This window comes from Bartonella vinsonii subsp. berkhoffii ATCC 51672 (assembly GCF_902825225.1).
Classification (GTDB): Bacteria; Pseudomonadota; Alphaproteobacteria; order Rhizobiales; family Rhizobiaceae; genus Bartonella; species Bartonella berkhoffii.
Genome location: NZ_CADEAK010000053.1, coordinates 1 through 1,488 on the forward strand (window position 1 = coordinate 1; position 1,488 = coordinate 1,488).

General features: G+C 48.0%; 1 protein-coding gene. It reads left to right on the plus strand.

The window, feature by feature from the left end; all coding sequences use genetic code 11:
- Positions 1–1,488, plus strand: a 1,488-nt coding sequence (locus tag J7R10_RS08080; protein WP_208436426.1) for a phage tail tape measure protein, incomplete at both ends; no start/stop codon positions are given.

Genomic DNA, 1,488 nt, shown 5'->3' on the forward strand with positions numbered 1-1,488 from the left:
ACCCTGAACATCTTGAGGATGCGACCAAAAATGCGGAAAATGCTTTCAACCAAGCGCGTGGACGCATGGTGGGTGCCATTGCCCAAACCGCAACCTTAATTGCTCCCCTCTATAAAGCTATGCAATTTGACCAATCAATGAAGGGATTGGAAAAGGTTCTTGATGCGCCGTTTCATCGCTTAAAAGAATTACGCCGTTTTGCTTTGGAAACCTCCACCAAAATTCCGCTCGCAGCACGTGAAGTTTTGGAACTGATGACCAGTGCTAGCCAAGCAGGGATTGGCGAACAAGATTTGGAAGCCTTTAGTGTTTATGCCGCAAAGGCAGCTGTAGCATTTGATATGACGGGGGATCAGATTGGGGAGCGCTTTGCCAAATTGCGCAATGTCTTCAAGCTTAATCAAGCGGGCATTGAAGATTTAGGCGATGCTATCAATCATCTCTCCAACCATATGGCGGCAAAAGCCAGTGAAGTGTCTGATTTTACCAATCGTGCCACCGGTGCGGCAACCATGTTTAAACTCACCGCACGCGAAACAGCGGCGTTTGGTACAGCAATGATTTCTGCGGGTATTGTCCCTGAGAGTGCAGCGCGTGGTTTTAATGCCATGAGTGCGCGCATTCAGGCAGGGGGCAAACATATTGAAGACGCTTTCACCAATATCGGTCTTTCCCGTCAAAAATTCATGGAAGATCTGGATAAAGATGCCACTGGTACTTTGGTGCGCTTTTTTGATGTTTTAGCCAAATCAGAACAGGGCATGCGTTCGCTGATTGCCATTGCTGGGCGCGATTTTACCGGTGATTTTGCCAAATTGGTTGGTAATCCAGAATTGTTAGGGCAAGCTTTAAAATATGTGGAGGATCCGCAAGTCTTTAAAGGCTCTGTAGAGCAAGAGGCGGACAAACAAGCAACCGGTGCCATCAGACAGTTTGAACTTTTGCAAAACCGTATCGTCGCTTTGGGCATTACCATTGGTGAAGTGCTCTTGCCTCCTGTCAACAGTTTGATGGAAAGTGTTGGCAATTTTACCAATGGACTTATGGCATGGGCCAATGCCCATCCCGCTTTAACAAGTGCCATCATCAAAACCATTGCCGCCCTGATGACTTTTAACATCACTTTGCGCGTGTTGCGCTTTACCATGGCTGGTACACGCCTTGGGCTTCTTCAACTCATGACTTCTTTTGTTAAGCTTAGAACGCTCAGTCGTGCCCTCACAATAAGTTGGCGAGGTTTAATCGCATCAGGGCGCTCAATGGGAATAATGGCGGCAAGTCTTGGTGGGAGTGCACTGCGTCTTTTACGACCGATAACTCTTTTAGTGGCTGGCTTTCGGGGGCTTATGGTCTCTGGCTCTGCATTCGTTGCTACTTTTGGTTGGATAGGTACAGTGATAGAAGTGATTGCCGCTGGCATTGCCTCTGTTGTTGGCGCTGTTTTTACTCCAATAGGGGCGCTCATTGCTGCTGTTGTGGCGGTGATCA